We start from the raw sequence: 23,350 nt of genomic DNA, 5'->3' as shown, positions 1-23,350 counted from the left end.
CCATGACAGCCGTACCGGAACCGCAGCAGGCCCACGAGGCACTGCTGCGTCCGGTGCGCCTGGGCAACGCCTTCGAGGACACCGTCGGCCGGCTGCTGCAGACCATCAAGCTCGGCGTGCTCACCCCGGGTGACTCGCTGCCCCCGGAACGGGAACTCGCCACCCGGCTCGGCGTCAGCCGCGACACCGTCCGGGAGGCGATCAAGTCGCTGGCCGACGCTGGTTACCTGGTGTCGCGGCGCGGCCGTTACGGCGGCACCTTCCTGTCCGAGTCGCTACCCGCCCCCACCGAAGGCCGGGTGCGGTTCAGCCGCGCCGACATCGACGATGCGCTGCGGCTGCGCGAGATCCTCGAGGTCGGCGCAGCCCGGATGGCCGCGACCCGGACGCTGACCGCGGCCGAGCGGGAAGGGCTGTGGTCCCGGTTGACCGATGTGCGTTGCTCGTGCGCCGAGGACTATCGGCGGCTGGACTCCCGGCTGCATCTGGCCATCGCGGAGGCCGCCGGATCGGCATCGCTGGTGCCGCTGGTAGCCGAGAACCGGATGCGGCTGAACGCGCTGTTGGATCAGATTCCGTTGCTGCGGCGCAACATTGCGCATTCCGACGAACAGCACGAGGCCATCGTCATCGCCATCCTCGCCGGCGATCCGGATGCCGCCGGAGCGGCGATGCAGGCCCACATCGCCGGATCGGCAGCGCTGTTGCACGGCTTCCTGGACTGAATTCGCCCGCGGCGTTATTGCCATTTCCGCTTCTGTCGCAACGCGTGCGCGCATCCTGTGCCCATGGCCGTTGTGAAGGAGATCTGCAATGGGTACCAGACCAGAAGACGATGATTCCGCCGATCGGGCGCTGAAGGCCAAGCATCGTGCCCTGTGGGCGTCCGGTGACTACCCGACGGTGGCCGCCGAGTTGGTCGCCGCACTCGGCCCAGAGCTCGTCGACGCTGTCGGCATCCGGCCCGATCACGTGGTGCTGGACGTGGCCGCCGGCGCCGGCAACGCCTCGATTCCGGCCGCCGAAGCCGGCGCGCGAGTGACCGCCAGTGACCTCACTCCGGAGCTCTTCGACGCCGGCCGCCGGATCGCCGCCGCGCGCGGTGTCGAGCTGGAGTGGGTGGAGGCCGACGCGGAGGCGCTTCCGTTCGCCGACAACCACTTCGATGTCGTCCTGTCTTGTTTGGGCGCGATGTTCGCCCCGCATCACCAGGCGGCCGCCGACGAGTTGGTGCGGGTGTGCCGGCCGGGTGGGTCGATCGGGATGATCAACTGGACGCCGCAAGGATTCATCGGCCAGTTGTTCGCCACCATGAAGCCCTATGCCGCGCCGCCGCCCCCGGGCGCCTCGCCCGCACCGCTGTGGGGTGACGAGAACCATGTACGAGAGTTGTTCGGCGACAAGGTCACCGACCTCACCATGGAACGCAGGACCCTTCAGATGGCGCACAGCCCCAGCCCGCTGGAGTTCCGGGAATACTGGAAACGCAACTACGGACCCACAATCGCCGTGTACAGCTTGACTGCGGACCGCCCCGACCAGGTGGCGAGCCTCGACCGCGACTTCCTGGCGTTCCTCGAGCAGTGGAACCAGTCGGATCAGCCCGGCCGCACTGCCTACTCGGCCGAGTATCTGGTGGTGACGGCGACGAAGCGTTAAGTCGCCTCCTGGAGGGTCACGATCACCTTGACGTCGTCGGATTCGGCGGTGAATGCCTTCGTCGCGTCGGCAAGAAGGACACGCCGGGTTATCAAGCTGGCCAACCAATTCGGATCGGCCTTGGCCAACGCTTCGGCGGCCTGCCGGTAGTGACGCAGGTTCGCATTGACCGAACCCACCACCGCATCGTTCTGAAGAACGATGTCGCGATTGAGGCCGCCGGCATCCACGGTGAAGGCCCGACCCTTCGGGGAGACACCCGTCAGCGCGACGATGCCGTACGAGCCGGTGACGCTCATGGCGTCGAAGACCAGCGATCCGACGCCGGTGGCTTCGATCACGATGTCCGGACCAATCGCTCCGAGGGCGTCCTCGACGCTGCCGTGGTGGTAGGTGGCGTGCAAGGCGTTGACGATGTCTGGTTTCGGCCCCGCGGTGACCCGGTCGAGCACGTGAACGTCGAGACCGTGCTGGACGCCGACCAGTGCGGCGAGAAGCCCGATCGGGCCCGCGCCGGTAATCAGTGCGGTGCGCGGCTCGAACCAGGCTCGCTGCCCCACGCGGTACACCTGTTCCCAGGCTTTGGCCACGACGGTGGTGGGCTCCATCAACACGCCGACGTCGGCAAGCCCGTCGTCGAGTTTGACCGCATAGTCGTTTTCCACACACCAGCGTTCGCTGCCGTATCCGTCCAACTCCTTGATGCCGCGCTCGGTGTATCGACCGTTGCGGCACATGTCGAACTCGCCATGGGCACACGCGCCACAGGGCACCGGATCGGGCCTGCGCACCACCCCTACCACCAGATCGCCTTCGGCGAAGTCGCTGCCCGGGGGAGCGGTCAGCACCCGGCCCAGGGATTCGTGACCCAACACCAACCGGTCACGCCCGGGTGGGGGCCAGCCGTAGTCACCGGCGGCAATCTCCTTATCGGTTCCGCACACACCGACGGCCAGGCCGGCTACCAGCAATTCACCTGGCCCAACCTGGGGTTCGTCGATATCTTCGACAGCTAGGGAATCGGCTTGTCCGGGTTGCACAGTCAACGCGCGCATACTCGTGGCTTACCCAACAGTCTGTGTGCTCATCCCCTTGTTGCCGATCAATGATTGCTGTCAGGCAACAGTTAATTGGTGATGGACGCCAACCCGACGATGCCGGCGATGTACAAAACGACCACGGCGAGGGAATCCAGCCCCATCCGCAGCCATTGGCGCTGCGGGCGGAAAATCAGTCCCGCCATGTAGACCACGGTGAGCAGGCCGGCCAGCGCGGTCAGATAGATGTCGGTGTGATGGGCGGTCGGCAGGACGGCGTCACCGGACAGCAGGGTCGCGAGCAGGAACAGCACGGGCAGAAAGGCGTTGCCGCCGAAGATGTCACTCATCGCCAGCTTGTAATCACCCATCCGGGTCGACGCCAGGCCGGTCGACAGCTCGGGCAGCGACGTTGCGGCGGCCAGCACCGTGGCACCGAACAGCACCCCCGACATTCCCCAGCGGCCGAATACCTCCTCACCACTGCGTTCGATCAGAACGCCGGCGATCAGCGTGGCCAGAGCCGCGACGCCGAACACGGCGACTGCGCGACCGGTGCCCATACCCCGTTGCGCAGCGGTCTTTTCGTTGGCCGCGGTGGAGTGGCCCGGTGGCTTGTCCTGGCTGCCTGGCGCATGACCTTCTTGGTGCCACGGCAGGCCTCGACGGGCGCGGCGGACCAGGTACAGGCCGATCGCCCAAACGACGACGATCAGGACGGCGCCGGGAGTCAGCCGCCAGGCGATCAGCGAACCGGGCAGTTGTGTCGACATCACCACGATCACCAGCAGCGCCACCACGAGACCGGCCTCCAGCACCAGGGTCAGAGAGGCCGCGAGGTAGGTCAACGGCTTACGCGGACGCGTGCCGGCGGCGTCGAGGATGGCCAGCACGACGGTCTGGATCGCGATTCCACCGAGGATGTTGCCCACCGCCACATCGATGTGATGGGACAGTGCGGCGCTGGCCGTGATGGCGATCTCCGGCAGGTTGGTCGCAATCGCGAGCAGTATGACGCCGGCGAACGCCGAGCCGAGATTCCACCGCTGCGAGAGCACATCGGTCATCTGGGACAACTTGATTCCCGCGAACCAAATGACGACGGCGCAGGCGGCGAAGACGGCGACCAGCACTGCCGATGGCAAAGATGTCATGGCGATATGTTCCCGCCGGACGCAATGCTAACCAGAGGGCAACAGTTGTCCGACGACAAACAATCGGCGCGGGCGTCGAGCCGCTCAGCCGACCTGATCGTCGCGGCCGGCGGCGCCGAGCAGATCCTCGCGTGCTCGCGCGACCCGGGAGCGGATGGTGCCCACCGGGCATCCGCAGACCTCGGCGGCTTCGGAGTAGGACAACCCCAGCACCTGGGTCAGCATCAGCGCGTTGCGGCGGTCGGTGTCCAAGCCGTCGAGCAGCATCCGGATTTCGGTGATGTCCTCGAATCGGCCGGCGCTGCGCCGGGCGTCGAGCACCTGCTCCAGATCGATCGCAGAGGTCGTGCGTGGTCGTGCCTGATTACGGCGGATCTGGTCGACGACGACACGGCGGGCGATCGACAGCAGCCAGGTCCGGGCCGAGGACCGGCCGGAGAACCGGGGGAGTGCGCCCAACGCCCGCAGGAACGTCTCCTGCGTCAGGTCGTCGGCGTGACCGGGATCACCGAGGAAGGCGACCGCACGCCACACATCTCGCTGAGTGGCCCTGATGAACGCCTCGAGTGCGGCCGCATCGCCCCGGCCCGCGGCCAGGGCCAGCGCAGTCACGGGGTCGTCGTCGCGTTCGGCCACGCTCAGTGAGACTAGGGGATCACCATGGCCGGCACATTCCCGGCCTGTTGCCTGCGCGTATTTTGGGAGGCCGGGGAACCCGACGGCCATGGCAGCCGACTCATCCCTCGGGTCCGCAACACAGCCAAGGAGGGCGATGACGGTATCGGTCGTGGGCGGTCCAACCGCTCCGAACGTGTCCGGCGCCGCGCACCGGGTCGAACTCGACGTCTCCGGGATGTCCTGCGCGGCGTGCGCGGCCCGAGTCGAGACCAAGCTCAACAAGGTCGACGGCGTGCGCGCCTCGGTCAACTACGCCACCCGGGTGGCCAGTGTCGATGCGCCCGAATCGGTGGCCGTCGAGGACCTGTGCGACGTGATCCGCAAGGCCGGGTACGACGCCGCCCCGCGCTCCACCTCGGCCGCCGAGACGGTGGATCCCGACGACAAGCTGGCCCGCAGCCTGCTGCGGCGGCTGGCGATCGCCGCCGTGCTGTTCGTGCCGCTGGCCGACCTGTCGGTGATGTTCGCGGTCGTGCCCAGTACCCGGTTCGCCGGCTGGGGCTGGCTGCTCACCGCGCTGGCGGCGCCGATCGTCACATGGGCGGCCTGGCCGTTCCACCGGGTCGCCCTGCGCAACGCCCGCCACGGCACCGCGTCGATGGAGACGCTGATCTCCGTCGGGGTCACCGCGGCCACACTGTGGTCGCTCTACACGATCTTCATCGGGCATCGCGAACGACGCAGTGACGGCATCTGGCAGGCGCTGCTGAGCAGCGATTCGATCTACCTGGAGGTGGCCGCCGGCGTCACCGTCTTCATCCTGGCCGGGCGCTACTTCGAGGCGCGGGCGAAGTCGCGGGCCGGCAGCGCGTTGCGCGCGCTGGCCGCGCTGAGCGCCAAGAACGTGACGGTGCTGCTGGCCGACGGCAGCGAAATGGTGCTGCCGGCAGACGAACTCAAAGAGCAGCAGAAATTCGTGGTGCGCCCCGGCGAGACGATCGCCGCCGACGGGTTGGTGATCGAGGGTGACGCCGCCATCGACATGAGTGCGATGACGGGCGAAGCCAAGCCGGCGCGTGCCCATCCCGGTGGGCCGGTGGTCGGCGGAACGGTGGTGCTCGACGGCCGGCTGATCGTCGAGGCGGCTGCCGTGGGCGCCGACACCCAGTTCGCCGGGATGGTGCGGCTGGTCGAAGAAGCGCAAGCCCAGAAGGCCGATGCGCAACGGCTGGCCGACCGGATCGCCGGAGTGTTCGTGCCGGTGGTGTTCGGAATCGCGGCGCTGACGGCGACGGGCTGGTGGCTGGCGGGGGCCGACGCCGACCGGGTGTTCTCGGCGGCGCTGGCGGTGCTGGTGATCGCGTGTCCGTGTGCGCTGGGACTGGCGACCCCGACCGCGATGATGGTGGCCTCCGGACGCGGCGCGCAGCTCGGCATCTTCCTCAAGGGCTACCGTGCGCTCGAAGCCATCCGCGCGGTGGACACCGTGGTGTTCGACAAGACCGGCACGCTGACCACCGGGCACCTGGCGGTCACGGAGGTGACGGTGGCCGACGGCGCGCAATCCGACGAGGTTCTGGCGCTCGCCGCGGCGGTCGAGGTGGCCTCCGAACATGCTGTGGCGGTGGCCATCACGACCGCCACCGACGAGCGCCGGCCGGTGGAGGACTTCCGCGCCCACCCCGGCCGCGGGGTCGTCGGAACGGTGTCCGGGCACGACGTGACAGTGGGCCGCCCGTCGTGGGTCGCCGGCCAGGCGGATGTCCCCGAGTCGGTGCAGGCGGCGCGGCGCCGCGGTGAATCTCGCGGCGAGACAGTCGTATTCGTTGCTGTCGACGGACAGGTGTGCGGGGCCGTGGCGGTCGCCGACGCGGTGAAGGAATCGGCCGCCGATGCGGTGGCCGCGCTGCACCGCCGGGGGATGCGCACGGTGCTGCTCACCGGCGACAATGCCGCCGCCGCGGGTGCGGTGGCCGCGCAGGTCGGCATCGAGGAGGTCATCGCCGACGTGCTGCCCGAAGGCAAGGTCGACGTGATCGAGCAACTGCGCGAGCACGGCCGGGTGGTCGCCATGGTCGGTGACGGCATCAACGACGGACCCGCGCTGGCATCGGCAGATCTGGGCCTGGCCATCGGGCGCGGCACCGACGTGGCGATCGGCGCCGCCGACATCATCCTGGTGCGCGACGATCTCGACATCGTCCCGCAGGCACTCGACCTGGCCCGTGCGACCATGCGCACGATTCGGACGAACCTGTTCTGGGCATTCGGCTACAACGTGGCGGCCATCCCGATCGCCGCCGCCGGATTCCTCAATCCGCTCATCGCCGGTGCGGCGATGGCGTTCTCGTCGTTCTTCGTCGTCTCGAACAGCCTGCGGCTGCGCAACTTCGACTCCCGATAGCCACCGGAAGGCAGATCTCCATGTCCCACACGTTCAAGGTCACCGGCTTGCACTGCCAGAGTTGTGTTCGGGTGGTGACCGGTGCGCTGGCCGCGCTGCCGACGGTCAGTGCCGTCGACATCGACCTCGACCCCGACGGTGCATCGACCGTGCGAGTCGACTCCGACGGTGACGTCAGTGTCGAGCAGGTACGCGAAGCACTCGCCGACGAGGGCGACTACGTCGTCGTCGGCTGAGATCTATAGCGCCCGAGGATGACTCAGTGAATCCTGCACCGATGTTGTGGCTGGCGCTAGATCTGACGGGCACCTTCGTGTTCGCGCTCAACGGAGCGCTGACCGCGGTGCGTGCCGCGCGCCTGGACATCGTCGGTGTGGTCACTCTCGGCATGATGACCGCGCTGGGCGGCGGCGTCATCCGCGATGTGATCATCGGAGACATCCCGCCCGCCACATTCCGAGACTGGCGATACTTTGCGCTCGCCATTGCCGGTGGCCTGCTGGCCTTTGCGCTCAGCAAGTTACTGAGCCGGTTGGAGGCGGCGATCACGGTGTTCGATGCGGTGGGCCTGAGCGTCTTCGCGGTCATCGGAACCAGTAAGGCGGCGGCTTTCGGTCTGGGCATCGCACCGTCGTTGCTGCTGGGTGTGACCACTGCGGTGGGTGGCGGCACCATTCGCGACGTCCTGATCGGGCGGATTCCCACGGTTCTGCGTAGCGAGTTGTATGCGATTCCGGCGCTGGCGGCAGCGGCGATCACGATCGGGGCCATCCGGCTGGATGTCTACGGTCTCGCGGCCGCCTCGGTGGCCGCGGCGGTCTGCTTCGCCATCCGGATGCTCGGCGTTCGGTTCGGCCTGAATGCTCCAGGGCCACTCGGCGCGGAGCGCCACCCCGAACGCTGAGGGTCAGCGGGCCAGCCAGGCCAACGCCGCTACGACGAGGGCCTGGGTGCCGGTGTCCAGGGTCGGCTGGATGACCGGTGCGAAAGCCGGTGAGTGGTTGACGGGAATGTCCTGGCTGACCCGCCCGGCCTCGGCCGCCGCGCGGTAGTGCTGCTCGTCGATTCCGCCGAAACCCCAATACGTGTACGGCACACCGAGTGCGGTGGGGATGTCACTGAAATCCTCACTCGCCGACCCCTGCGGCATGGGTTGAAGGCGTTCGCCGAAATATCGCACGAACGCGTCATTCACCCGGTCGGTGACATCATCGTCATTGACGGTGAGGGGAAACGAGTCGTAGAGCTCGAATTCCGGCTCTCGGGGCGAATCGGACGCCTGACACTCGGCCACGACGATGCGCCGTATCGCGTTGAGTACCGCGCTGCGCGCCGACTCGTCGAACGTGCGCAGATTGAGTTCGAGGACGGCACGATCGCCGATCACATTGCTCTTCGTCCCTGCTCGAATGCTGCCGACGGTCAGGACGACGGTGTCGGCGGGAGCGATCTCTCGAGAGACGATCGTCTGCAGGCGGATCACGATCATCGCCGCCAGGACCACCGGGTCGACCGCCGCCTGAGGCATCGAACCGTGCGCACCGCGGCCGAACACCGTGATCCGCATGCTGTCGGCCGCTGCCAGGAACGGACCGCGGTGCGTTCCGACCATGCCGGCCGGTATGGGAAACACATGTTGCGCCAGAGCGACGTCGACGGCCGGAAGAGCCTCGCGCAGGCCGTCATCGACCATTCCGCGCGCGCCATCGCCGACTTCTTCAGCCGGTTGGAACAGGGCGACGACCGTCCCGCGCCACTGGTCGGTCGCGTGGGCGAGCAATGCCGCGGCGCCGAGCAGACACGTGACGTGAATGTCGTGTCCGCAGGCGTGCATCACAGGAACGTCGTGACCGGCGTTGTCGGTCGCGTGCACCGTACTGGCGTAGGCCAGACCGGTTGCCTCCGCCACGGGCAACGCGTCCATGTCGGCACGTATCAAGACTGTCGGGCCGGTGCCGGACCGGAGGATGCCCACCACCCCCGTGCCGCCGATACCCTCGTGCACCTCGAATCCCGACTCGCGTAGCTTGTCGGCGACCAGGCCGGCGGTCCGGTGTTCCTGGTGGGAGAGCTCTGGATGCTGGTGCAGGTCGCGATAGAGATCTTCCTGCCATACCCGGACGGTGGGTAGCGCGGCGAGAATGGCGGCGTCGTGACCAGCCGTCGAATCTGTGGGCGACACCTCAGTCATTCGCCGCTCCTTCTGTCCGCGGTGAGTTACGCAGTACCCAACGTACGACACGGATCATGCGATATGCCGCGATCCATCGATCATGCTGGCCAGCAACGCATTACGTGCCACACAAATCCACCATGCCGGACTCCGATAACCTTGGAGCGTGCCGGGCGCTCACTCGGCGGACATCGAGACGAGAAAGCGAGCAATGCCCAATCTGTTCGAAGTCCCGATCACAACGGACCTGTTGCGAGGAGCATGTGAGCTCGAGTCCACGAGCCATGGTCTGCTGCCGCACCGGCTGCCCGGCTGGGCCAGAGCGCAATGCGCCGACCCGCAACTGGCGATGGCCGAAGCGCAGCCGGCCGGTTGCCGATTGGTGTTCGAAACCCGCTCTACCGAAATCGAACTGGACGCGCTACGCACCCGTCCCGCCTATGTGGGAATGCCCATGCGACCCGACGGCGTCTACGACCTGCTGATCGACGGCGAGTTGACGGCGCAGGCCAGCCTGACCGGCGGCAACGTGCTGATGAAGGATGCCGCCGCCGGTACCGAGGAACTCGTGGCCGGGCCGCCCGGAACGATTCGCTTCACCGGCCTACCGGACCGGCGCAAGTCCGTCGAAATGTGGTTGCCGCACAACGAGATCACCGAACTGATCGCATTGAGCAGCGACCACCCGCTGGAGCCCAGCCCGATCGCGCGGCCGGTGTGGCTGCACCACGGCAGTTCCATCAGTCACGGCTCCAACGCCGTGCACCCCACCGGCACCTGGCCCGCTGTTGCGGCCGCCGGTGCCGGCGTGGAGCTGATCAATCTCGGAATGGGCGGGGCGGCGATGCTCGATCCCTTCACCGCCCGCACGATGCGCGACATCCCGGCCGACCTGATCAGCGTCAAGATCGGAATCAACATCGTCAACGCCGACCTGATGCGCCTGCGCGCATTCGGTCCGGCCGTCCACGGCTTCCTCGACACCATCCGCGATGGACATCCCGTCACGCCGATCGTAGTCGTCTCCGCGGTGCACTGTCCGATCCACGAGGACACGCCGGGACCGTTAGCCCCCGACTTCAGCGGGGGGACACTGGCATTCGCCGCCACCGGAAACCCGACGGAGGTGTCGGCGGGAAAGCTCACGCTGCGGGTCATTCGCGACGAGCTCGCGCGCATCGTCAGCCACCGCGCGGTCACCGATCCGAACCTGCGCTACGTCGACGGCCTGGACCTGTACGGTCCCGCGGACTCCGACGAATTCCCGCTGCCCGACCGTCTGCACCCCGGTCCGCAGGCCCACGAACGCATGGGCCGGCGCTTCGCCGCGGTCATCCGCGAGACGATCACGTCCTAGCGGGAACCCTTGTCGCGCAACACAGGGCGGGCAGGGCCGGTCGCGGGCTACCACCTCGGGGTTGAGGGTCTGGCGATGTGCTGCATCGACTCGTCGACCGCGACCGACCTGCCACCAATTCACCCTATCATCTGAACACCTGAACAGATAAGTTGATGGCATGACTGATTACTCATTGCCTGACTTGGACTACGACTACAGCGCGCTCGAGCCCCATATTTCCGGCGAGATCAACGAGATTCACCACAGCAAGCACCACGCGACCTACGTCAAAGGCGTCAACGACGCGTTGGCCAAACTGGAGGAAGCTCGTGCCACCGCCGACCACGCCGCGATCTTCCTCAACGAGAAGAACCTGGCTTTTCATCTCGGCGGTCACCTCAACCACTCGATCTGGTGGAAGAACCTGTCGCCGGACGGAGGTGACAAGCCGACCGGTGAGCTGGCGGCTGCCATCGACGACGCGTTCGGGTCGTTCGATGCGTTCCGCTCTCAATTCGCCGCTACCGCCAACGGTTTACAGGGTTCCGGTTGGGCGGTGCTGGGTTACGAGCCGCTCGCCGGCAGATTGCTGACCTTCCAGCTCTACGACCAACAGGCGAACGTGCCGCCGGGGATCGTGCCACTGCTGCAGGTCGACATGTGGGAGCACGCCTATTACCTGCAGTACAAGAACGTCAAGGCCGACTACGTCACGGCATTCTGGAATGTCGTGAACTGGGCCGACGTTCAGGACCGGTTCACCGCCGCGACCGGCAGACCGCTCGGCGGCCTTGCCTGACAGGGTGATTCAGCGCCGGTTCTTGGCCAGCTCCCGCAGCATCGCGTTGTAGGCGTCGAGATCGTCGTCGTAGTGGGCGTCGGCGTGCCGGTCGGTGCGGGTGGCGGTCCGGCGGTCTTGGCGTGCCCATTGGACCACCAGGGACACCACGACGACGATCACCGGGAGTTCGCTGGAGCCCCAGGCGATGGCCCCGCCGAGATGCTGGTCGTCGCCCAGGCTCGCCAGCCACGGCAGGTGCAGACTGCGGTAGAACGTGCCGCCGAGCGCCGAGGTCATGGTCATGGTCGCGATCCCGAAGAACGCGTGAAACGGCATCACCGCGAACAGCAAGCCCAGTCGCCCGATGAACGGCAACCGCTTCGGGCCCGGGTCGATGCCGATGATCCCCCAGAAGAACAGGTACCCGGTGATCAAAAAGTGCAGGGTCATGAACTCGTGACCCCAGTGGTAGCGCACCAGGGTGTCGAAGATCGGGGTGAAGTACACCGCGTACAGCGACCCGACGAACAAGACGAAAGCCGTTGCGGGATGGGACAGGAACCGTGACACCGGTGAATGCACCAGCCACAGCAGCCATTCCCGTGGCCCCGGCGGCCGGCCGGCGCCGGCCACCGGCAGCGCGCGCAACGCCAGGGTGATCGGTGCGCCCAGCACCAGGAACACCGGGATGAACATGTTCAGCGCCATGTGCTCGGCCATGTGCACGCTGAACATCGCCGAGCCGTAGGCGCGCACCCCGGAGCTGGTGGCGAACAGCAGCGCGGCGCAACCCAGCAGCCAGGCCACCAACCGGCCGGGCGGCCAGGCGTCGCCGCGCCGGCGCAGCCGGACGTACCCGATCACGTAGCCGAGCGCCAAGACCACCGCCGCAACGCCGAGCAGCACGTCGAAACGCCAGACCGTCAGCAGCCGAAGCGCAGTCGGCGGGTCGGGGAGCGGGTAGCCGAGGAAGACGTCCCACGCGGTGAACTGGTGGGCCAGCAGCCGGGGCGCGGTCTGAACCGCCATCGCCGACACAGCGGCGACCGCCAGGACACCGGCCACCGCGCCGGTCACGGCGCTCCTGGCGCCGATCACCAGGCTCACGAGCAGGGCGACCGCGGCCAGCGCACCGAATCGTCCATAGTCCGACGCCAATCCGGCCGGCGCCGCCAGCAGGAACCACAGCACCGCCCCGTACATCAGCGCCACCGCGCCGGCCACCCGCTCGGTGAGCAGAATCCGGCTGCGCAGTTCGGCTTTCGGCGGGGCCAGCGCCGCACTCACCGCCACACCGGTCAGCACAGCCAGAGCGGCAGCGAAGACGATCACGGCGCTGGTTGCGTAGTCGTGGTCGGGCCCCTGGCCGGCGTTGCCGCTGACCGGCAGCGCGATCACCCCGATGAACGTGGGAATCAGCAGCACGGCGTGCCACGACCAGCGCACGGTGGCCCGCAGACTGACGGTCACCGTGGCCGCGACGACGGCGACGGCGATCCAGCCGCGGCCCATTTCCGATGCGCCGAGCGCACTTCCGAGACCGCCGCCGGCGATCAGCCGGGTGACCGGCACCCCGGCCGCGTTGGCGGCCTGGACCGGAATCATCGCCAGCGCCGTGACCAACCAGACCGGTGCGATGCGTTCGGCCAGCAGATGCACCCGGAACGACGCGGGGTCGATCACGCCACGGTCGTCGGGCTCGGCGGTGATGACGACGAACACCAGCGCGCCCAGACAGATCGCCGCGGCCAGCGTCGCGGTGAAGTAACCGATCAGCCCGGCGGCGCTGGTCGCCAGGCCGGGGTAGGAGTCGCCGGTCGCGGTGAAGCGACGATCACCGGATGCCACCGCGTAGGCGACGAGAGCTGCGAGCAGGCCCAGGTAGCCGCCCAGCATCCACCGACCCGGTGAACGGGTGTCTGTGTGGGTGGCGTCCATCGTCGCGAGTCTACGACTGGCCGTCGTAGTCAAGTCGCCGTGGTGGGAACTTTCTGGTGCGATGAATCGACCATTGCTGACGTGCGGAGCGGAGGAGGAGTGACCGGTGATTGCTGACCTGACGCTGCGCTGGGTCGTCACGCTGCTGTTCGTGCTCGCGGCGGCGGAATGCCTCTCGACCCTCGTCGTCGGTGACCGGCGCCCGGCGGCCGTCGTCAGCCAACTGCTGCACGTCGTCATGGCGGTGGCGATGGCGGTGATGGCCTGGCCGTGGGGCGCAGCGCTGCCGACAGTCGCACCGATGGTGTTCTTCCTGCTCGCTACCGTCTGGTTCGTCGCTGTCACGGCGAGCCCGATCTGCGCCGGTCACCGGATCGCGGGTGTGTATCACGCACTGATGATGCTGGCGATGGCCTGGATGTATGCCGTGATGAACGGCCGGCTGCTGCCGGGGCAGGCGTCCTATGCCGGGGACCCGGCGTCGACGTCCGGGTCGTCCGGCCATGCCGGTCACGCAGGGATGAACATGCCCGGCATGGACATGTCCGGGACCGCGGCCGCGGCGGACAGCTCCGGCGGCGGATACCCGCCCTACATCGACACGCTGAACTGGATCTGCACGATTGGGTTCGCGGGCGCCGCGGTGTTCTGGCTGTATCGCTACCTGGCGGTGCGGATGGACCGCGAACCCGCTGCGACGGCGCGGCCACTCGGCATCCTGTGTCAGTCGATGATGGCCGCCGGGATGGCGATCATGTTCGGCGTCATGCTCTGACCTTGTGCGCCGAGAAGATCACGCAGCCCCGTCGGTGGGGTAGAGGTGCCCGCGGCGGCGCCCGCGAGAGGCGTTGTCGGGCAACACCACATCGGCGGTGACGCCCACGCTGTCGGATCGAGGCTCGGGACCCGGCGCCTGAGTCGTGCGCCACACGAGCAGCGCCACGACAGTGCCGGCCAGCACCGGGAGGTGGGAGAGCACCCGGTCGAGGCTCACCGCACCGGATACCGCATCGCTGACCACGTAGGCGATGAGGATTGCGGTGAACACCGACAGCACCCCGGCCAGGCCGGCGGCCGCGGTCGGTCGCGCCGCCGCGACGATCATCACCACACCCAACGCCGCCGACCACGCGGTGGACTCGTTGAGCAGATGCCCGCCCATCATGGCGTGGTGAGCCGCCCCGGACGTGCCGACGTCGAGACCCAGCGCCTGGGCCGCCGCGAGCGCGATCTGCACCACCCCGACCGCCGCCAGCGTCCACCGGAGCAAGATGCCGGCCGGCGGTCGGACCGCCCGCGGCGGCGGATTCGGCGCAGCGACAGCCGCCACCTGGGACCGGCCGGCCAGCCGGCGCAGCTGCTGCGTCTGCTCGACGGCCCGGGCGTACCACGCCCCGCACTGGTCACAGGTGGTGAGATGCTCGTCGACCCGGGCCGCGGGAACGGGTTCACGTTCGCCGTCGATCCGGGCTGACAACGCCTCCCGGGCGACATCGCAGTCCACGGATCAATAGTCGCGTACGGAGGCCGGATTGTTCCAGCGTCCCGGGCCCAGCCCGCCTGCTGGGCTAGATTCCTAGTCATGGATGCCCCGGGCGATACGGCGAAGGTCGAGCTTGCCTCGTCCGCGCTGGCCGATGTGGACATCCACAGTTGGACGCAACGCTTCGATTTGTTGTCCGACCCGCACCGGCTGGAGATCCTCCTCGGGCTGCACCGGGCGCCCGGCATCTGCGTCGGTGATCTCGCCGCCGCCGTCGGCCGGTCGGAAAATGCTGTCTCACAGGCACTTCGGGTGCTGCGTCAGCAGGGCTGGGTCACCTCGACGCGAGTGGGGCGTCAGGTGAGCTACCGGCTGGAGGATCACACCGTGCACGATCTGCTGCACTGGATCGGCGCCGCCCACTCCGAGTGAGTAGAACTCTTCACTCCATTATCTGTACAGGTAGACAGATATCTCGCCGGCCGATTAGGGTTGACCGTTGGGGACGGACCCGACCGCGAGGAGACACGTTGAGCGTCCAGATCACGGCCATGCATATGAGCGACGGCCTGGTCAACGCGCCCACCTCGGTGCTGTTCGGGGTCCTGGCGATCGCTGCGGTGGCGTTGTGCGGCTGGCGGGCGCGCACCGAGCTCGACGAGCGCACCGTCCCGCTGGCCGGACTGGTCGCCGCCTTCATCTTCGCGGTCCAGATGATCAACTTCCCGATACTGCCCGGCGTGAGCGGGCATCTTCTCGGTGGCGCGCTCGCCGCGATCCTGGTCGGCCCGTACACCGGCGTGCTGTGCATCACGATCGTGCTAGTGGTGCAGTCCCTGTTGTTCGCCGACGGCGGGGTGACCGCACTGGGGATGAACATCACCAACATGGCGGTGATCGGTGTCGCCGCCGGATACGCCGCCGCGCGGGTGCTCTACGCGCTGGTGCGCCGGCGTCGTCCCGGCTCGGTGCCGGCGCTCGGCGTCGTGGGTTTCCTCTCAGCGCTGGTCGGGACGGTCTGCGCGGCAATGGGATTCGTAGCCGAATATGCGATCGGGGGCTCCGCGCCGACGTCACTGGGCACGGTCGCTGCCTACATGGGTGGCACCCACATCCTGATCGGCATCGGGGAGGGGCTGATCACGGCGGTGACGGTGATGGCCGTCGCCCGGTCCCGTCCCGACCTGGTCTATCTGCTGCGCCGTGACCGTGAGCGTCTGACGGTGCCGGCGTGAGCGCGCAGGCGGGTGCCCGGCGCTGGCAGTTCTGGGTCGGCTTCGGGGTGGCGATCCTGCTGATCGCCGGTGTGGTGTCCTATTTCGCCAGCAAGAGCCCGGACGGGCTGGACTCGGCCACCCTGCAGGGCTGTCAGGTCGTCGACACCGACCACGGTGAACAGCTGACCGGCCAGTGCATTGCCCAGCACGCGACCGCACACCCGATGTCGGCGTCGCCGCTGGCCGACTACACGATCTTCGGCCAACCCGCGACGAGCGGACTCGCAGGCGTCATCGGTGCCGTCGTCGTTCTGGTCCTCGCGTTCGGCGGATTCTGGCTGATCGCCCGCAGTCGCCGCGCGAAGGACTGAGATGGGAGCCGGGCACTCCCACCCGCTATACCGGGACGGCGAATCAGTGGTGCACCGCGCACCCGCGGAAGTGAAGATCGCCGGACTCGTGTTGTTCGTCCTCGCGGTGGTGGCCACCCCGCGGGAGATGATCTGGCCGTTCGCCGCCTACGCCGTGATCGTGCTGGTGGTCTGGCGGGTGGCCACGATCCCGCTGCGATGGATTCTGCCGCGGATGCTGATAGAAGCGCCGTTCATCGTGCTGGCCGTGTTGCTGCCGTTCGCCGAAGGCGGCGAACGGGTCGCGGTGGCCGGAGTGCAGCTGTCGGTTGCCGGGTTGTGGGCCGCGTGGGGGATCGTCGTCAAAGGCACGCTCGGCGTGGCCGCCTCGCTCACCGTCGCCGCCACCACGTCGGCGCGCGAACTGCCGTTGGCGCTGAGCCGGCTTGGGGTGCCCGGGCTGGTGACCTCGATGCTCGTGTTGATGATCCGCTACATCGACCTGCTGTCGGCGGAAGTCAGCCGGATGCGGATGGCACGGATCTCCCGCGGCGATTCCCCGCGCGCCCTCCATCAGATCAGTGCGATCGCGAAAGGCGTTGGGGCGCTGTTCCTCCGCTCCTATGAACGGGGTGAGCGCGTGTACCTGGCGATGACGTCACGCGGCTTCGACGGCAAGGTGCCCGAATTGGCGATCGTCGGGGCCGGCCCGCGGGCCTCGGGGGCGCAGTGGGCGTACGCGCTGACGCCGGCGGTGGCGGCGGCCGCGGTGGCGGCCTCGGCCTGGGTGCTGCGATGAGTACGCCGGCGGTCCGCGTCGAGGGTCTGCACTACCGATATCCCGACGGCCGCGTGGCGCTCGACGGTGTCGATCTGCGCATCGCGCCCGGCGAACGGGTGGCCATCCTCGGCCCCAACGGGGCGGGTAAGACCACGCTCATGCTGCATCTCAACGGCGTACTCACCGCCACGTCGGGCACCGTCGAGATCAGCGGAATCACGTTGACCCGCAAGAGCCTTCGCGACATTCGGCGCCGAGTTGGGCTGGTTTTCCAGGATCCCGACGATCAGCTCTTCATGCCCACGGTTGCCCAGGACGTCGCGTTCGGCCCGGCGAACTTCGGGCTCACCGGCGACGCGCTGGCCACCCGGGTGGCCGCTGCGCTGGAGGTCGTGTCGATGACCGAGCACGCCGACCGCAGTCCCGGCCACCTGTCCGGCGGGCAGCGCCGCCGCGCCGCACTGGCCACCGTCCTGGCCTGCGAGCCAGAGATACTGGTGCTCGACGAGCCCTCGGCGAACCTCGATCCGGTCGCCCGCCGGGAACTGGCCGAGACGCTGGCGACGTTGCCGGCGACGATGGTCATCGTCACCCACGACTTGCCCTATGCCGCGCAGCTGTGCGACCGGGCGATCGTGCTCGACGGGGGCGCGGTGGTCGCCGACGACACCGTCACCGCGGTGCTGTCCAACGCCGAACTCCTGGCTGCCCATCGGCTCGAATTGCCCTGGGGTTTCGTGGTTCCCGCCCGCTGAGAATTCTCAGTCGGCGAGCGACAGAACGACCGGGCCGCCACGTGCGTCGACACCGTCCAGGATCCTGGACGGGACTCGGAACACTCGCCCGGGAGATGCGGGCCAGGGCAGGGTCGTGCGGCCGATGACGGCACCATCTTGGCGGGCAACGACTTTGGGAATGCGTACCAGCCGATCAGTCCACAACAGGAGTCGGTGCCGGGCGGGCGCCGGGTCGCCGGGACGCAGCAGGTTGGGGGCCACCCAGCGCAACGGTGCCTCGGCCTGGATCGGAACTCCCGCATCGGCGGGCCGGTGTCCCGCGAGGTGGGCGCGGACCTGGCCGGCGACGTGGCGACCGTCGAGCGCGGCGATGTCGGCGGTGTCGACGGGGTGCAGCAGGTTGCCGATGGCGAAGACCCCGGGTCGGCTGGTGCGCAGCGCGGTGTCCACGACCGGACCGAGCGTTCCGGGATCGATGTCGAGGCCGGTGCTGCGGGCGAGCTCGTGATCGGGAATCCAATCGCCGGTCAAGACGACGGTGTCGCAGTCGACGATTCGGCGGTCGCCGGTGTCGAGATTCTCTACCTCGACGCCGGTGACCGCCGGCTTGCCGATGATCCGAACCACTCGGGTGCGGGTAGCGATCTGCAGTCGCATCACCGGCGAGCGGCCGGCGAGGTTGAATACGCCATAGGATTCCGGCGAGGGGTATTCGGTTGTCATCAAGACGGTGTGGCAGCCGACGTGTTTGAGGGTGAGCACCGCCGAGTAGCTGACCAGCTCGGCGCCGACCACGACGGCACGCCGACCGACGGTGCGATGCTTCAGATGCACCGCGTTCTGCAACAGGCCGGTGGTGTAGACGCCCGCCCCGCGATCCCCGGGAATCAACCGGGCCGCGCGGGGGCGTTCACGGGCGCCGGTGGCCAGGACGACGGCCCTGGCGGTGAGCTCGTAGCGGCCCTGCGGAGAGGTGATCTCGAGAGTCTGATCGTCGGCCCAGCCGGTGACCATGGCGCTGGTGCGTATCGCCGCGCCGGCGGCCCGGGCATCCCGGGTGAGCCGCGCAGCGTAGGCGGGCCCGCTGATGAACGTCTTGCGGTCACGCATTCCGTAGCCCGGGTGATCGCTATGCCGCGGGATCCCGCCGGCTTCCGATTCACGTTCCAGTACAACGACATTCAGCATGCTGTTGCGCGCCAGGTCGGCGGCGGCGGTCAGTCCGGCGGGGCCGGCGCCGACGATTGCGACGTCGACCGTTTCGGTGGCGGTCATCGCCTGCTCTCCTGGTGGGTCTCACGGTCGAACAACGACTGAACTTCGGCACCGCAGAAGAACGCCTGGCAGCGGCCGTTCATCACGCGGGTGCGTCGCCGCAGTCCTTCCACGGTGGTGGGCGGGATCACCGAATGGCAGGCATCGCGAATCTCACCTTCGGTGACGCGTTCGCAGAAGCACACGACGCGCCCGTAGGCGGGGTCGGCGGCGATGGCGTCGGGCAGCTGGAAGGGGCGGGGGAATGCCTCGCCCAGATTCGGCATCTGCGGGGGAGCAGGCAGCTCCGTGTTCGGTATCAACGACAGTCCGGCGTCGGCAAGCTGATCGCGGACGTATTCGGCTATTGCCATACCGGCGGTCAGGCCGGTGGAGCGGATGCCGCCGACGAGCAGGTAGCGCTGAGCAGGGTCGGCCTCGATCAGATAGTCACCGTTGTCGATGGCCGCGCGGAGTCCGGAGTAGGTGGCGGTGACTTCTTCATCGAGAAGGCGTGGCATCAGAGCCTTGCCCTTGCCCAGCAGGAAATCGAAGCCGGCTTCGGAGGTGCCGGTGGCGGTGCGCTCCTGCAGGTCCTCGGAGGTGGGTCCGAGCATGACGTTGCCGTAGATGGTCGGACTGACGAGCACGCCCTTGCCCCGCGCGGTCGGCACCGGCAAGACGATCTTGTCCACCAGAGCACGGGCGAGCTTGTCGTACACGATGAGTTCGCCGCGGCGCGGGGTGACCGTGAACCGCTGATAGCCGAACAGGGCGTCGACGAGATCGGCGCCGAGTCCCGCTGCGTTGACGATCCAGCGCGCGGTGACCTCTCCGCCGCTGGTGTGAACAGCGGTGGCATCCGCTCCGATGTCGACGCCGTCGACGCGGTGGTCGGTCAGCAACACGGCGCCGCGGTTGACGGCATCGGTGGCCAGTGCGAGGTTCACCGTCCAGGTGCAGATGATCGATTCGTCGGGGACGGTCAAGCCGCCGAGTGCGCCCGGTCCGAGGTTCGGGATATCGGCGTACACCGCTGCAGCGTCGATGATCTCGCAGTCGTGGTAGCCGTTGTCTTCGGCTTTCTTCTTCAAGCCGGGCAGGGCGTCGAGTTGCTCCTGGTCCCAGGCCACCAGGATGGCGCCGGTGTGTTCGACCGGGATGCCGGTGTGCGTCGCGTAGTCGGAGAGCAGGTGGTAGCCGCGGTGCACCATCGCCGACTCGAGTGTGCCGGGCTTCGCATCGAACCCGGTGTGCAGGATCGCGGTGTTGGCCTTGCTGGTGCCGTCGCCGACGTCGCTGCGGGCTTCGATGAGCGCGACCGAGAGCTGGTGGCCGGACAGTTCACGGGCAATCGCCGATCCGACGATGCCCGCGCCTATGACGACGACGTCGTAGGCGGTGGCGGTGGTCATCACATCTCCTGGGAGGGGTAGCTGGTGGCGGCGAGTTCACGCCACTGATCACGAAATTCGGTGGCCCGCTGTGCCGTCCAGCTCGGTTCGTAGGTCGCCGCAGGTGTCCAGTCCGGAACGACGTCGGACAGCGACTGATTCGGATGCCGGCTCAGCCGTGCGAGAGCCGCCGCGCCGAGCGCGGTGGCGTGGGCGGACGGGTAGACCTCGATGGGCACCTGCAGGATGTCGGCACAGGTCTGCATGAGGACGGTGGACTGGGTCAGGCCACCGTCGGCGCGCAGTGTGGTCAGCGGCGTCGGGGTGTCGGCGTTGATGGCGGTGACCAGTTCGGCTATCTGGGCGGCGATGCCCTGCAGTACGGCCAGCACCAGGTGCCCGCGGTCAGTCGACAACGTCATCCCCGAAATGATGGCCTTCGCTTGAGATTTCCACCACGGTGCGGCCAGCCCTGCCAGTGCGGGCACGCACAGCACCCCGTTGCTGTCCGGGGCCGCAATGCCGTCCATCTCCTCGGCGCCGCCGATGATGCCGAGCGAGCTGAGCCACCGCACCGCGGAGGCTGCGGTGTAGACCTGGCCGTCGACGCAGAACATGTCGTGGCCGCCGATCCGCCACGCCACCGAGGAGGTCAACCCGGTGGTCGAGTGCACGCCGGTGGTCCCGGTGTTGGCCAGCAGGAATGCACCGGTCCCGAAGGTGCATTTGGCCATGCCCGGCTCGAAGCAGGCCTCGGCCAGCAGGGCTGCCTGCTGATCGACGACGATCCCGCCCACCGGAACTTCACCGCCGAATACCGTTGTCGCGCCGACGGTTTCGTCGTTGCCGACGATGTCGGGGAGTCGTTCACCGTCGAGCCCGAACAGCGCCAGCAACTCGCGGCTCCATTCCTTGGCGCCCAGATCGACGACCAGTGAGCGGCTCGCGGTGGTGGCGTCGGTGACGAACGCTCCGGTCAGCTGGTGCAGCAGCCAGGTGTCCGATGTGGTGACCACGCCGGCGGTTTCGACATTGCGGCGCAGCCAGGCCATCTTCGGTGCCGAGAAGTACGGGTCGAGCACCAGCCCGGTGCGCGCGGCCAGCATCTCGCCCTTCTCGCTCATGGCCGCGCACAGCGATTCGGCACGGCGGTCCTGCCACACGATCGCGGGCGTCAGGGCACGGCCGGTATCGGGATCCCAGGCCAGGACGGTCTCGCCTTGATTGGCCAACGAGACCGCGTCGATCGGGCGGTTCGCCTGCGTCACCGCCGCGCGCCCGGCGGTCAGGACCGACTCGAGCAATTCGTCCGGGCTCTGTTCGACGCCACCGCCCTCGAGATACCGCGGATGGACGGCGACCTCGGCCAGCCCCACCACGCCTTCGTCGGGGTCGACGACGATGGCCTTGGTGCCGGACGTGCCCTGGTCGATGGCCAGGACGGTCATCGTGGCACGTCCTCGGCGACGTCTCGTGCGTTGGCCGCCTGGTCGAGTTCGGTATCGATGGAACGTAATTCGGGCATTTTCAGCCCGTCGCGTCCGCGGGTGACCAACAGGTAGCCCAGATAGACCCCACCGATGGCCACCATCACCAGGACGTAGAGCCACGGCTGCCGGAACGATGCGTCGCGGAACAACGACAGCGCGAACACCAGCCATGCCACCGCCACGACGATGATCGGGACCTCCCACCGGCCGAGGCTGAACGCGGCGCTCTGCGGCAGCTGACGCCGCTTGGCGATGTAGAGCGCCACGGTGATGGCGTAGATGACGGCCGGCAGCAGGGTCGCCGCGGAGAACAGGATGAACAGTGCGTCGGTACTGGTGGAGAAGACGCCGAGGATCACCGCCGAGATGGTGGTCATCGCGATGGTGGCATTCAGCGGGGTCTTGGTGCGGGGGGACACCTTGTGCAGCGCCTGCCAACCGGGGAAGCGCTGATCACGAGACATCGCCCAGGTCAGTCGGACACCGCTCATCACGATCACCAGACCGCAGGCGAAGATCGCAATCGCGACCAGGATCAGCAGGGCAGTGCCGACGAACGAGCCGAGGATGTCTCGGATGACGTCGGCGATCGGAGTTCCCGACTCGGCCAGAGCCGTCGGATCGTTGACGGCGGCGGTCACCACCAGCAGGAACAGAAAGCCCAGCACACCGGAGGCCAGTACGGCCTGCCACATCGCCCGTGGCACAACAACTTCCGGTCGCTTGGTCTCCTCGGCCAGGTTCGCCGCGGATTCGAAGCCGACGATGGTGAACGCACCGAGCAGGAAGCCCAGCATCCAGGGGCCTGCGGCGGTTGCCGTACCGAAGTTCCAGTAGCCCTCGGCAGGAATGTCGCCGCGGGAGAACAAGTTGCCCGCCGACAGTTTGTGGGTGACCACACCCACGATGAACAGCAGGACGACCAGCGCCACCATGCCGATCAGTTCAGCACTGACCGCGAAGTTGTTCACCCGTTCGGTCCACTTGGTCGACACCGCGACCAGAAGACCCTGCAACAGCAGGATGCCGGCGGTGATCAGGAACGACGTCAGTGCCGTGCCGGTGAAGTCGAACAACGCCGGGACGACGGTCGCGGCGACGGTGTAGTCCACCGCGACGGCGACGATCGCGAGGAAGGTGAACGAGATCCAGCCCGTGATCCACCCCAGGATGGGGTTGGCCAGCCGCGAAACCCATTGATAGGCGTAGCCGGTCACCGGGATCCGGGCGGCCAGCGCGCCGAGCAGCAGGGCGACCGCCAGCTGGCCGACGATCACGATGGGCCACGTCCAGATGCCCAGTGGGCCGGAACTTTTCAGAACGCTGCCGTAGGTGGTGAAGATACCGGTGGCAATCGAGACGAAGGCGAATGCCACTGCGAAGGAGGCGAATCGCCCGGTGGAGCGCTCCAGGGTGTCGGTGTAGGTGCCCTCGGGAATGACCTGCGAGATGCCCTGGGAAACGATTCCGCCGGGTGGCGGTGTGGAAGAATGTGTCACTGGATCGGTCTTTCTGACTCTGAGTGTTTCGGATATGAGGTT

General features: G+C 67.9%; 23 protein-coding genes. 13 read left to right on the top strand and 10 right to left on the bottom strand.

The window, feature by feature from the left end; genetic code table 11:
- The first annotated feature begins 2 nt into the window (after positions 1–2).
- Together D3H54_RS18835 and D3H54_RS18830 are read left to right on the top strand one after the other, a co-directional pair.
- On the top strand, positions 3–725 hold the full coding sequence (locus tag D3H54_RS18835) for a FadR/GntR family transcriptional regulator (protein WP_149380344.1): 723 nt from the start codon (positions 3–5) through the stop codon (positions 723–725).
- Positions 726–813: 88 nt separating this feature from the next.
- Positions 814–1,659, top strand: a complete 846-nt coding sequence (locus tag D3H54_RS18830; protein WP_149380343.1) for a class I SAM-dependent methyltransferase — start codon at positions 814–816, stop codon at positions 1,657–1,659.
- On the opposite strand, the gene D3H54_RS18825 is transcribed toward D3H54_RS18830, so the two are convergent.
- The 3 genes from D3H54_RS18825 to sigC form a co-directional block, all read right to left on the bottom strand.
- Positions 1,656–2,714, bottom strand: coding sequence for a glucose 1-dehydrogenase (locus D3H54_RS18825; protein WP_149380342.1), 1,059 nt, complete (start codon positions 2,712–2,714; stop codon positions 1,656–1,658). The two genes, D3H54_RS18830 and D3H54_RS18825, sit on opposite strands and share 4 nt — an antisense overlap.
- A 71-nt stretch (positions 2,715–2,785) precedes the next feature.
- Positions 2,786–3,850, bottom strand: a complete 1,065-nt coding sequence (locus D3H54_RS18820) for a sodium:calcium antiporter (RefSeq protein ID WP_149380341.1) — start codon at positions 3,848–3,850, stop codon at positions 2,786–2,788.
- Positions 3,851–3,934: 84 nt separating this feature from the next.
- Positions 3,935–4,486: an RNA polymerase sigma factor SigC gene (gene sigC / locus D3H54_RS18815; RefSeq protein WP_149380340.1), complete on the bottom strand. Its 552-nt coding sequence runs from the start codon at positions 4,484–4,486 to the stop codon at positions 3,935–3,937.
- Between the two features lie 136 nt (positions 4,487–4,622).
- Between sigC and D3H54_RS18810 the strand changes: the two genes are divergently transcribed.
- The 3 genes from D3H54_RS18810 to D3H54_RS18800 are packed head-to-tail and all read left to right on the top strand — an operon-like array spanning position 4,623 to position 7,776.
- On the top strand, positions 4,623–6,872 hold the full coding sequence (locus D3H54_RS18810) for a heavy metal translocating P-type ATPase (RefSeq protein WP_149380339.1): 2,250 nt from the start codon (positions 4,623–4,625) through the stop codon (positions 6,870–6,872).
- A gap of 20 nt (positions 6,873–6,892) precedes the next feature.
- Positions 6,893–7,108 (top strand): heavy-metal-associated domain-containing protein, encoded by a 216-nt coding sequence (locus D3H54_RS18805; RefSeq protein WP_149380338.1) that lies wholly within the window; start codon positions 6,893–6,895, stop codon positions 7,106–7,108.
- A 41-nt stretch (positions 7,109–7,149) separates the two neighbouring features.
- On the top strand, positions 7,150–7,776 hold the full coding sequence (locus D3H54_RS18800; RefSeq protein WP_149383622.1) for a trimeric intracellular cation channel family protein: 627 nt from the start codon (positions 7,150–7,152) through the stop codon (positions 7,774–7,776).
- A 3-nt stretch (positions 7,777–7,779) separates the two neighbouring features.
- Here D3H54_RS18800 and D3H54_RS18795 read toward each other — a convergent pair whose 3' ends face one another.
- Positions 7,780–9,063: an amidohydrolase gene (locus tag D3H54_RS18795; protein ID WP_149380337.1), complete on the bottom strand. Its 1,284-nt coding sequence runs from the start codon at positions 9,061–9,063 to the stop codon at positions 7,780–7,782.
- Between the two features lie 193 nt (positions 9,064–9,256).
- On the opposite strand from D3H54_RS18795, the gene D3H54_RS18790 reads away from it, so the two are divergent.
- Together D3H54_RS18790 and D3H54_RS18785 are read left to right on the top strand one after the other, a co-directional pair.
- Positions 9,257–10,402, top strand: a complete 1,146-nt coding sequence (locus D3H54_RS18790; protein WP_149380336.1) for a GDSL-type esterase/lipase family protein — start codon at positions 9,257–9,259, stop codon at positions 10,400–10,402.
- A gap of 160 nt (positions 10,403–10,562) precedes the next feature.
- Complete coding sequence (locus D3H54_RS18785; RefSeq protein ID WP_149380335.1) at positions 10,563–11,183, top strand: superoxide dismutase; 621 nt, start codon at positions 10,563–10,565, stop codon at positions 11,181–11,183.
- Positions 11,184–11,192: 9 nt separating this feature from the next.
- Here D3H54_RS18785 and D3H54_RS18780 read toward each other — a convergent pair whose 3' ends face one another.
- Positions 11,193–13,103: a cytochrome c oxidase assembly protein gene (locus D3H54_RS18780; RefSeq protein WP_149380334.1), complete on the bottom strand. Its 1,911-nt coding sequence runs from the start codon at positions 13,101–13,103 to the stop codon at positions 11,193–11,195.
- 106 nt (positions 13,104–13,209) lie between these two features.
- Here D3H54_RS18780 and D3H54_RS18775 point away from each other — a divergent pair, with 106 nt between their 5' ends.
- Complete coding sequence (locus D3H54_RS18775) at positions 13,210–13,878, top strand: DUF5134 domain-containing protein (RefSeq protein WP_149380333.1); 669 nt, start codon at positions 13,210–13,212, stop codon at positions 13,876–13,878.
- Between the two features lie 18 nt (positions 13,879–13,896).
- On the opposite strand, the gene D3H54_RS18770 is transcribed toward D3H54_RS18775, so the two are convergent.
- Entirely contained in the window at positions 13,897–14,607 is a 711-nt protein-coding gene (locus D3H54_RS18770; RefSeq protein ID WP_149380332.1) for a zf-HC2 domain-containing protein, read from the bottom strand.
- A 78-nt stretch (positions 14,608–14,685) separates the two neighbouring features.
- Here D3H54_RS18770 and D3H54_RS18765 point away from each other — a divergent pair, with 78 nt between their 5' ends.
- The 5 genes from D3H54_RS18765 to D3H54_RS18745 all read left to right on the top strand — a co-directional run bounded on the left by D3H54_RS18765 (position 14,686) and on the right by D3H54_RS18745 (position 17,689).
- Positions 14,686–15,018 (top strand): ArsR/SmtB family transcription factor, encoded by a 333-nt coding sequence (locus D3H54_RS18765; protein WP_083116861.1) that lies wholly within the window; start codon positions 14,686–14,688, stop codon positions 15,016–15,018.
- A 98-nt stretch (positions 15,019–15,116) separates the two neighbouring features.
- On the top strand, positions 15,117–15,821 hold the full coding sequence (locus D3H54_RS18760; protein ID WP_149380331.1) for an energy-coupling factor ABC transporter permease: 705 nt from the start codon (positions 15,117–15,119) through the stop codon (positions 15,819–15,821).
- Positions 15,818–16,174 (top strand): PDGLE domain-containing protein, encoded by a 357-nt coding sequence (locus D3H54_RS18755; protein ID WP_149380330.1) that lies wholly within the window; start codon positions 15,818–15,820, stop codon positions 16,172–16,174. Before D3H54_RS18760 ends, D3H54_RS18755 begins: the two co-directional genes overlap by 4 nt.
- Before the next feature lies 1 nt (position 16,175).
- Positions 16,176–16,952, top strand: coding sequence for a cobalt ECF transporter T component CbiQ (cbiQ, locus tag D3H54_RS18750; RefSeq protein WP_149380329.1), 777 nt, complete (start codon positions 16,176–16,178; stop codon positions 16,950–16,952).
- Positions 16,949–17,689 carry an energy-coupling factor ABC transporter ATP-binding protein gene (locus D3H54_RS18745; RefSeq protein WP_149380328.1) on the top strand — a complete coding sequence of 247 codons (741 nt, stop codon included), beginning with the start codon at positions 16,949–16,951 and terminating at the stop codon, positions 17,687–17,689. The genes cbiQ and D3H54_RS18745 overlap by 4 nt, the downstream gene beginning before the upstream one ends.
- 6 nt (positions 17,690–17,695) lie before the next feature.
- Here the strand turns inward: D3H54_RS18745 and D3H54_RS18740 are convergent, their stop codons facing one another.
- The 4 genes from D3H54_RS18740 to D3H54_RS18725 are packed head-to-tail and all read right to left on the bottom strand — an operon-like array spanning position 17,696 to position 23,308.
- Complete coding sequence (locus tag D3H54_RS18740; protein WP_149380327.1) at positions 17,696–18,946, bottom strand: NAD(P)/FAD-dependent oxidoreductase; 1,251 nt, start codon at positions 18,944–18,946, stop codon at positions 17,696–17,698.
- Positions 18,943–20,340, bottom strand: a complete 1,398-nt coding sequence (locus tag D3H54_RS18735) for an NAD(P)/FAD-dependent oxidoreductase (RefSeq protein WP_149380326.1) — start codon at positions 20,338–20,340, stop codon at positions 18,943–18,945. Before D3H54_RS18735 ends, D3H54_RS18740 begins: the two co-directional genes overlap by 4 nt.
- Positions 20,340–21,767 (bottom strand): FGGY family carbohydrate kinase, encoded by a 1,428-nt coding sequence (locus tag D3H54_RS18730; protein WP_149380325.1) that lies wholly within the window; start codon positions 21,765–21,767, stop codon positions 20,340–20,342. The genes D3H54_RS18735 and D3H54_RS18730 overlap by 1 nt, the downstream gene beginning before the upstream one ends.
- Positions 21,764–23,308: an amino acid permease gene (locus D3H54_RS18725; protein ID WP_432246347.1), complete on the bottom strand. Its 1,545-nt coding sequence runs from the start codon at positions 23,306–23,308 to the stop codon at positions 21,764–21,766. Before D3H54_RS18725 ends, D3H54_RS18730 begins: the two co-directional genes overlap by 4 nt.
- Positions 23,309–23,350: the final 42 nt, after the last annotated feature.

It is taken from the genome of Mycobacterium sp. ELW1 (assembly GCF_008329905.1).
Classification (GTDB): domain Bacteria; phylum Actinomycetota; class Actinomycetes; order Mycobacteriales; family Mycobacteriaceae; genus Mycobacterium.
This window is presented reverse-complemented; position numbering and strand designations above follow the sequence as displayed.

What these genes read in the sequence shown, in the direction of transcription:
- D3H54_RS18835 (WP_149380344.1), top strand. Translation starts at nt 3, where the DNA reads ATGACAGCCGTACCGGAACCGCAGCAGGCCCACGAGGCACTGCTGCGT.
- D3H54_RS18830 (WP_149380343.1), top strand. Translation starts at nt 814, where the DNA reads ATGGGTACCAGACCAGAAGACGATGATTCCGCCGATCGGGCGCTGAAG.
- D3H54_RS18825 (WP_149380342.1), bottom strand. Translation starts at nt 2,714, where the DNA reads ATGCGCGCGTTGACTGTGCAACCCGGACAAGCCGATTCCCTAGCTGTC.
- D3H54_RS18820 (WP_149380341.1), bottom strand. Translation starts at nt 3,850, where the DNA reads ATGACATCTTTGCCATCGGCAGTGCTGGTCGCCGTCTTCGCCGCCTGC.
- D3H54_RS18810 (WP_149380339.1), top strand. Translation starts at nt 4,623, where the DNA reads ATGACGGTATCGGTCGTGGGCGGTCCAACCGCTCCGAACGTGTCCGGC.
- D3H54_RS18805 (WP_149380338.1), top strand. Translation starts at nt 6,893, where the DNA reads ATGTCCCACACGTTCAAGGTCACCGGCTTGCACTGCCAGAGTTGTGTT.
- D3H54_RS18800 (WP_149383622.1), top strand. Translation starts at nt 7,150, where the DNA reads ATGTTGTGGCTGGCGCTAGATCTGACGGGCACCTTCGTGTTCGCGCTC.
- D3H54_RS18795 (WP_149380337.1), bottom strand. Translation starts at nt 9,063, where the DNA reads ATGACTGAGGTGTCGCCCACAGATTCGACGGCTGGTCACGACGCCGCC.
- D3H54_RS18790 (WP_149380336.1), top strand. Translation starts at nt 9,257, where the DNA reads ATGCCCAATCTGTTCGAAGTCCCGATCACAACGGACCTGTTGCGAGGA.
- D3H54_RS18785 (WP_149380335.1), top strand. Translation starts at nt 10,563, where the DNA reads ATGACTGATTACTCATTGCCTGACTTGGACTACGACTACAGCGCGCTC.
- D3H54_RS18780 (WP_149380334.1), bottom strand. Translation starts at nt 13,103, where the DNA reads ATGGACGCCACCCACACAGACACCCGTTCACCGGGTCGGTGGATGCTG.
- D3H54_RS18765 (WP_083116861.1), top strand. Translation starts at nt 14,686, where the DNA reads ATGGATGCCCCGGGCGATACGGCGAAGGTCGAGCTTGCCTCGTCCGCG.
- cbiQ (WP_149380329.1), top strand. Translation starts at nt 16,176, where the DNA reads ATGGGAGCCGGGCACTCCCACCCGCTATACCGGGACGGCGAATCAGTG.
- D3H54_RS18745 (WP_149380328.1), top strand. Translation starts at nt 16,949, where the DNA reads ATGAGTACGCCGGCGGTCCGCGTCGAGGGTCTGCACTACCGATATCCC.
- D3H54_RS18740 (WP_149380327.1), bottom strand. Translation starts at nt 18,946, where the DNA reads ATGACCGCCACCGAAACGGTCGACGTCGCAATCGTCGGCGCCGGCCCC.
- D3H54_RS18735 (WP_149380326.1), bottom strand. Translation starts at nt 20,340, where the DNA reads ATGACCACCGCCACCGCCTACGACGTCGTCGTCATAGGCGCGGGCATC.
- D3H54_RS18730 (WP_149380325.1), bottom strand. Translation starts at nt 21,767, where the DNA reads ATGACCGTCCTGGCCATCGACCAGGGCACGTCCGGCACCAAGGCCATC.